Raw genomic sequence first — 6,779 nt, 5'->3', positions numbered from 1 at the left:
AAAATATAAATTTGGGAACAGACATTTTTGGGCAGAAGGTTATTATGTAAGTACGGTAGGACTTAATGAAGCCACAATTAAGAAATATATTCAGGAACAAGAGAAGCATGATATCGCTTTGGACAAATTAAGCGTAAAAGAATATGAAAATCCCTTTAGGGATAATGGTAAGTAATGCGAATGCCTCTTTGAGAGGCTTGTGACGAGTCAAAAGCAATAAGGCTTGAACAAAGTGAAAGCCAGCGTCTTTAGGCGCTGGCTGGTATTATGGGCTTATAGCCCTTGATCAAACCACCCGTTAGACGGGTGGTTATGATTTTTGCGTTTAAAAAGGCTTTCGTCTGCTATTTTCTAAAAAAAATGCTATCATAGAAGAGATATCCTAACGAAAAGGAAATAATAATATTGAGATTAGACAAATATTTAAAAGTATCACGAATTATCAAACGTCGTCCAGTAGCTAAAGAAGTAGCTGATAAAGGACGTATAAAAGTGAATGGGGTGCTCGCTAAGTCATCCACGGATTTGAAGATTGGGGACCAGATTGAAGTTCGTTTCGGAAATAAACTGCTGACTGTTCGTGTACTCGAAATGAAAGATAGTACTAAAAAAGAAGATGCGGCAAAAATGTATGAAATTATAAGTGAAACAAGGATTGAAGCAGATGAGCAAGAAGCCTAATATTGTACAACTTACGAACGATTACATAGATAATGCCAATCAAGAGCAACGTCTAGAGCGTGCTGAACACGAGCAGAGAAATCGCTTTATGGGATGGATTCTCTTTGTTGTTGTTTTACTCTTTATCTTGCCAACCTATAATCTGGTTGAGACCTATATGAATATTAAACAACAAGAAAAAGAAGTTTTGTCACTTCAGAAAGACTATGAGAAACTGTCCACTCAGACAAAAGAACGAAAGGATTTGGCTAAAAAACTTAAGGATGATGCTTTCGCTGAGAAATATGCGCGTGCTAAATACTATTATTCACGTGAAGGAGAGTCTATCTATCCTGTCCCAAGCTTATTACCCTAATGAAAGATTTACTTAAGACTGTAGAAACTTTTTTAACCTACTCAGAAGCTAAGTTAGAGGAACTATCAGAAAAAAATCAAGAACTCAAAACAGATATACCAAGGAAAGTAGAGGTGAAGAAGCAGGCATGAAAAAGCTCCTTATAGCTGCAACCGTTGTGCTTGTATCTTCCAGTCCTTTAATCCTACTTCCTATGGAGAAAAAGCTAACTCTGACCTCAAAACAGGTCCAAAAGTTGACTCAAAACACTACAGTTAGTTTGAGTCAGTTTAAACAGATTCCTAAAAATCCAAGAACGGTAACAAGTATCCTAACTTATAAAAACAAGGAATTAACAGATTTTAAGGCCAATATTCAAGCAGATACCAAACTATCAATTTCTGCTATTTTTTGGAATGCTAAGGGTGAACCTGTTTTCCAACTTCAGGATGGTGATTATGTAGCCGCTAGTCAGCAATCAATTATTGATGATAGTGTCTATAATCAAAAACCAGTAGACATGACCTTCTGGACTAAAGATGGTTTATCAGTTTACAAAGAACCTTACGTTTTAGGGACTGAAAAAGCAGACTCTAAACTCGCTAGTTTCAAACCGATAAAGGTTAGCCGAGCTGCCCAGACGCATGCTGGAACTTATTATTTTGCAGATGGAGAAGGTTGGATCAATGCCTCTGACTTGTCAACTACTGATAATCGCATTGAGGCTGTTCAAAAAGTACTTAACGAGAAGTATAACAATCAAGAGCGCATCTCAGTTTATGTTAAGCAACTTGATACTGGAAAAATAGCAGCTATCAATGACGAAAAAAGCATGTATGCTGCTAGCGTAGCCAAGCTAGGTGTCCTCTATTATGCACAGGAACGTCTGTCGCATAAGAAGTTATCTTTATCAGATGAGTACCAATATACCTCTGCTGTGAATGGATTCCCAGGTGCCTATGATCCAGATGGTTCTGGAAAAATCAGTAAAATGCCTGATGATAAGAATTATAGCTTGGAAAATCTGTTGAAGGCTGTAGCCCAAAACTCAGATAATGTAGCGACAAATATATTAGGTTATTATGTAGCCAATCAGTATGATAAATCCTTCCAAAAATCAGTAGATAAAGCCGCAGCGACCTCATGGAATATGGATAAAAAGGAGTTGACTGCTAGAGCCGCAGGTACCCTGATGGAGTCTGTTTATAGGCAAAATGGGGATATTATCAATTATCTTTCAAGTACAGACTATGATGGCGAACGTATTTCAAAAAACATTGATGTTCCTGTTGCACATAAAATAGGAGATGCCTACGACTTTAAACATGATGTGGCAATTGTTTATACAGATTCGCCCTTTATTCTATCGATTTTTACGGATAAAGAGGGCTATGACAAAATCACCTCAATTGCAGATGATGTTTATGGAATTTTAAGATAATGACAGAAAAATTGTTGCAAATGATGCAAGACAAAGGTTATTTTAACCAGCACAAGAAAATTTTAGTAGCAGTATCAGGTGGGGCAGACTCGATGAGTTTGCTGCACTTTTTGTATAACCATCAAAAAGACTTGGACATTCAGCTTGGGATTGCTCATATTAATCATAAACAACGACAAGAATCGGAGCATGAAGAAACGTATTTACGTCATTGGGCAAAGGAACATCAGATCTCTTTTCACTATAGTGCCTTCTCAGGAAAGTTTTCAGAAAATGACGCCCGCACCTTTCGCTATGAGTTTTTTCGGAGAGTTATGAAGGATTATGGTTACACTGCCCTTGTGACTGCGCATCATGCTGATGATCAGGCTGAGACGATTTTTATGAGACTTTTGAGAGGAAGTCGTTTAAGACATTTGACAGGAATTTCAGCTGTAAGACCTTTTGGCACTGGTCAGATTATTCGTCCCTTTTTGCACCTCACAAAAGCTCAACTTCCAGAGACTTTCCATTTTGAAGATAAGAGTAATACTTCATTAGCCTATCTCCGGAATCGTATTAGACTATCCTATCTCCCTACCTTATCTCAGGAAAATCCTAAATTCAAGGAGCATCTTTGTCTTTTATCCGAGGAGATTGGTCTTATGGAGCAAGCTCTAGAGGAGTTAACAAAGGATATTACTATCACTGATTTATCTGTTTTTCAACAACAGTCAGATGCTGTCCAACTCCTTCTTCTTCAGAATTATTTAGACTCCTTTCCTGATTTACAGCTTTCTAAAGGCCAATTTAATCAATTGTTAAGTTACTTAAGAAAAAAAGCTTCTGGAAAGGTACCCCTAAAAAATGGTTATGAATTAGTCAAAACACAAACTGATTTCTTAATAAGGCAAGAAGAGTCTCTATCTTTATCTTCCCCTCGTCACTTAAAACTTGGAGAATCTATCACGTTTGAGGAGTACACATTGACTTTTTCGAAATTCAATGACAATTCTAACGTAGATTGTGTTAATATTTGGTCAGATTCTCCAATTACGATTCGTCATAGACAAAAAGGCGATAAGATTGACTTTGGTAGTCACCATAAAAAATTAAGACGACTTTTCATAGACAATAAAATTCCAGACAAGGAAAGACAAAAAGCTATTATAGGAGAACAAGATGGTCAGATTATCTTTCTTTATGTCTCCGGGCGTCTCTATTTGAAAAAAAATCCCGAAAATGCTATACTTTATGGCACTGTGGTCATTTATAAGAATTTCTAATCAAATACCATGTTTAAATAACGATGATTGAAGTAAAAGTGGTATAATAACACAATATTGACTTCGAGAAAGGGAACCCAATGTTAGAAAAAGACATTAAAAAAGTCCTCTTTTCCCAAGAGGATATCGTAGCTAAAACTAAAGAATTAGGTCAGCAATTAACAAAAGATTATGAAGGAAAAAATCCCCTTTTAGTCGGTGTTTTAAAAGGTGCTGTTCCATTTATGGCTGAGCTTATCAAACATATCGATACACATCTTGAAATGGACTTTATGGTCGTTTCAAGTTATGGTGGTGGAACTGTCAGCAGTGGTGAGGTAAAGATACTTAAGGATGTTGATACCAATGTTGAAGGACGAGATATCATCTTTATTGAAGATATCATTGACACTGGACGTACCCTCCTTTACCTTCGAGATATGTTCAAATACCGTAAAGCAAACTCAGTAAAAATAGCAACTCTTTTTGATAAACCAGAAGGTCGCGTCGTTGACATTGAAGCTGATTATGTATGTTACGATGTTCCTAACGAATTTATTGTTGGTTTCGGACTAGACTATGACGAAAAGTACCGTAACCTTCCTTACGTTGGTGTTCTAAAAGAAGAGATTTATACAAAATAAGTAAAGGTCTAATTAGCTTATGAATAATAAAAATAATAATGGCTTCTTGCGGAATGCTTTCCTCTATATTTTAGTGATTATTGCAATCGTAACAGGAGTCCAGCATTTTGCTGGGGGAAGCCAAAGTCCAAGTCAATCACTGTCTTACACGCAGTTGGTTAATAAAATTAAAGATGGTAAGGTGAAATCAATCACCTATCAACCAAACGGTAGTATCATTGAGGTTAAAGGAAACTACAAAAAGGCCGAGAAGGTTGATACAGACCTTAGTTTACCATTTTTAGGTAGCGCTTCGTCAGAGACACGTAGCTTTACCTCAACAGTTCTTCAGAACGAAACAACAATGAAAACATTGCAATCGGCTTCAGAATCAGCTGATGTTAATGTTAAAATGATTCGTGAAAGTTCAAGTGGCACTTGGATATCGTATCTCTTTAGTTATATCCCTTTGATTGGTATTGCTATTTTCTTCATTTTTATGATGAATCAAGGTGGCAACCGAGGCGCCATGAATTTTGGTCGCAATCGTGCTAAAACACAATCAAAAGAGAATATTAAGGTTCGCTTTACAGATGTAGCGGGTGCAGAAGAAGAAAAAGAAGAACTCGTAGAAGTAGTCGATTTCCTCAAAAACCCGCGTAAATACAAGGCTTTGGGAGCACGTATTCCTAAGGGGGTTCTTCTTGAGGGCCCTCCAGGAACAGGTAAAACTCTTCTTGCTAAGGCTGTGGCTGGTGAGGCAGATGTTCCCTTCTTCAGTATTTCAGGTTCTGATTTTGTAGAAATGTTTGTTGGTGTCGGAGCAAGTCGTGTTCGTAGCCTGTTTGAAGATGCTAAAAAGGCTGAGAGAGCTATCATCTTTATTGATGAAATTGATGCTGTTGGTCGTCGTCGTGGTACCGGAATGGGTGGTGGAAATGACGAACGTGAACAGACCCTCAACCAGTTGTTGATTGAAATGGATGGGTTTGATGGCAATGAGAATATTATTGTCATTGCTGCAACCAACCGTAGCGATGTTCTTGATCCAGCTCTCTTGCGTCCAGGACGATTTGACCGTAAAGTTCTTGTTGGTCGCCCAGATGTAAAAGGTCGTGAAGCCATCTTGAAAGTCCATGCTAAGAATAAACCATTGGCTGAAGACGTTAACCTTAAGGTTGTTGCTCAGCAAACTCCAGGTTTTGTTGGAGCTGATCTAGAAAATGTTTTGAATGAGGCAGCTTTGGTTGCAGCGAGACGTAGTAAGACAAGGATTGATGCTAGCGATATTGATGAAGCGGAAGACCGTGTTATTGCTGGTCCTTCTAAGAAAGATCGTCAAGTATCTGAACACGAACGTAAAGTTGTGGCTTACCATGAAGCAGGACATACGATTGTTGGTCTAACCCTTTCTAGTGCTCGTGATGTTCATAAGGTTACTATTGTTCCTCGAGGTCGTGCAGGTGGATATATGATTTCTTTACCAAAAGAGGATCAAATGTTGTCATCTAAGGACGAGCTTAAAGAACAATTGGCAGGCCTTATGGGTGGACGTGTGGCAGAAGAAATTATCTTTAATGTTCAAACGTCAGGTGCTTCAAATGACTTTGAGCAAGCAACACAATTAGCACGTGCAATGGTTACTGAATATGGTATGAGTGAAAAACTTGGACCAGTCCAATATGAAGGTAACCATGCTATGAATCCAGGTCAATTTACACCGGATAAGTCTTATTCAGCTCATACTGCCCAACTCATTGATGAAGAAATTCGATCACTTCTGGTTGAAGCACACGATAAAGCAGCTGAAATTATCAATGCAAACCGAGAAACACATGCTCTCATTGCAGAGGCTTTGCTTAAGTATGAAACACTCGACGCTGCACAGATTAAATCAATCTATAAAACTGGTAAAATGCCAGCAGATTCTCTTGAGGATTCTGACGAAGATAATCATGCTTTATCTTTTGATGAAGTCAAAGAGAGACTTGAAACAAAGAATAATAAAGATGAAGAAGAGTAGAGTGTTTACTCTTCTTTTTTATTGAATACAAAAGTTACAAAAAAAGAAAATTAAAACTTTAAAAAAGTTATTGACAAGGCAAGCAAGAGATGATAATATGAATAGGCTACATCGGAGGATGCAGCTGAGACACGAGGAAGTTTGGAAAAAACTTTTCAAAAAGTGTTGACAAGATATTCTAGATTTGCTAGAATATAGGAGTTGTCTTAAGAGAGACAAAGACCTTTGAGAACTGAATAAGAAACCAAGTGCAGGGTTATGATAGAAGAAATTATAACCTGTCAATTTACAAGAATAAAACGTCAGAAGACGGAAATGAGTTAACGCTCGAACGATTATTAAAAGAATTTAATGAGAGTTTGATCCTGGCTCAGGACGAACGCTGGCGGCGTGCCTAATACATGCAAGTAGAACGCTGAAGAGAGGAGCTTGC

At 37.8% G+C, this 6,779-nt stretch carries 8 protein-coding genes and 1 rRNA gene; all 9 read left to right on the top strand.

Annotated features, from left to right (window positions below; all coding sequences use genetic code 11):
- Positions 1 to 175, top strand: a 175-nt coding sequence (locus tag HMPREF0848_RS10515; protein ID WP_008535959.1) for a transposase, incomplete at its 5' end; no start/stop codon positions are given.
- 230 nt (positions 176 to 405) lie between these two features.
- Positions 406 to 681 carry an RNA-binding S4 domain-containing protein gene (locus tag HMPREF0848_RS08455; protein WP_008535957.1) on the top strand — a complete coding sequence of 92 codons (276 nt, stop codon included), beginning with the start codon at positions 406 to 408 and terminating at the stop codon, positions 679 to 681.
- Positions 665 to 1,036, top strand: a complete 372-nt coding sequence (locus HMPREF0848_RS08450; RefSeq protein WP_002887358.1) for an FtsB family cell division protein — start codon at positions 665 to 667, stop codon at positions 1,034 to 1,036. Before HMPREF0848_RS08455 ends, HMPREF0848_RS08450 begins: the two co-directional genes overlap by 17 nt.
- The gene (locus HMPREF0848_RS08445; RefSeq protein ID WP_021152711.1) at positions 1,036 to 1,167 is read left to right on the top strand and encodes an SP_0009 family protein; all 132 of its coding nucleotides are present in this window, start codon (positions 1,036 to 1,038) and stop codon (positions 1,165 to 1,167) included. The genes HMPREF0848_RS08450 and HMPREF0848_RS08445 overlap by 1 nt, the downstream gene beginning before the upstream one ends.
- Positions 1,164 to 2,456, top strand: coding sequence for a serine hydrolase (locus HMPREF0848_RS08440; protein WP_008535955.1), 1,293 nt, complete (start codon positions 1,164 to 1,166; stop codon positions 2,454 to 2,456). The genes HMPREF0848_RS08445 and HMPREF0848_RS08440 overlap by 4 nt, the downstream gene beginning before the upstream one ends.
- Positions 2,456 to 3,721, top strand: a complete 1,266-nt coding sequence (tilS, locus tag HMPREF0848_RS08435; protein WP_008535954.1) for a tRNA lysidine(34) synthetase TilS — start codon at positions 2,456 to 2,458, stop codon at positions 3,719 to 3,721. Before HMPREF0848_RS08440 ends, tilS begins: the two co-directional genes overlap by 1 nt.
- A gap of 80 nt (positions 3,722 to 3,801) precedes the next feature.
- Entirely contained in the window at positions 3,802 to 4,344 is a 543-nt protein-coding gene (gene hpt, locus HMPREF0848_RS08430; RefSeq protein WP_002887355.1) for a hypoxanthine phosphoribosyltransferase, read from the top strand.
- 19 nt (positions 4,345 to 4,363) lie between these two features.
- Positions 4,364 to 6,346, top strand: coding sequence for an ATP-dependent zinc metalloprotease FtsH (gene ftsH / locus HMPREF0848_RS08425; protein WP_037609423.1), 1,983 nt, complete (start codon positions 4,364 to 4,366; stop codon positions 6,344 to 6,346).
- A 347-nt stretch (positions 6,347 to 6,693) separates the two neighbouring features.
- Positions 6,694 to 6,779 (top strand): 16S ribosomal RNA (locus tag HMPREF0848_RS08420); the annotation flags it as partial.

Origin of the sequence: Streptococcus sp. C150 (genome assembly GCF_000187445.1) — a bacterium.
Lineage (GTDB): Bacteria > Bacillota > Bacilli > Lactobacillales > Streptococcaceae > Streptococcus > Streptococcus raffinosi.
This window is presented reverse-complemented; position numbering and strand designations above follow the sequence as displayed.

Bases quoted from the DNA above. Each gene is read 5' to 3' on its own strand.
- HMPREF0848_RS08450 (WP_002887358.1), top strand. From the start codon at position 665: ATGAGCAAGAAGCCTAATATTGTACAACTTACGAACGATTACATAGAT.
- HMPREF0848_RS08445 (WP_021152711.1), top strand. From the start codon at position 1,036: ATGAAAGATTTACTTAAGACTGTAGAAACTTTTTTAACCTACTCAGAA.
- HMPREF0848_RS08440 (WP_008535955.1), top strand. From the start codon at position 1,164: ATGAAAAAGCTCCTTATAGCTGCAACCGTTGTGCTTGTATCTTCCAGT.
- tilS (WP_008535954.1), top strand. From the start codon at position 2,456: ATGACAGAAAAATTGTTGCAAATGATGCAAGACAAAGGTTATTTTAAC.
- hpt (WP_002887355.1), top strand. From the start codon at position 3,802: ATGTTAGAAAAAGACATTAAAAAAGTCCTCTTTTCCCAAGAGGATATC.
- ftsH (WP_037609423.1), top strand. From the start codon at position 4,364: ATGAATAATAAAAATAATAATGGCTTCTTGCGGAATGCTTTCCTCTAT.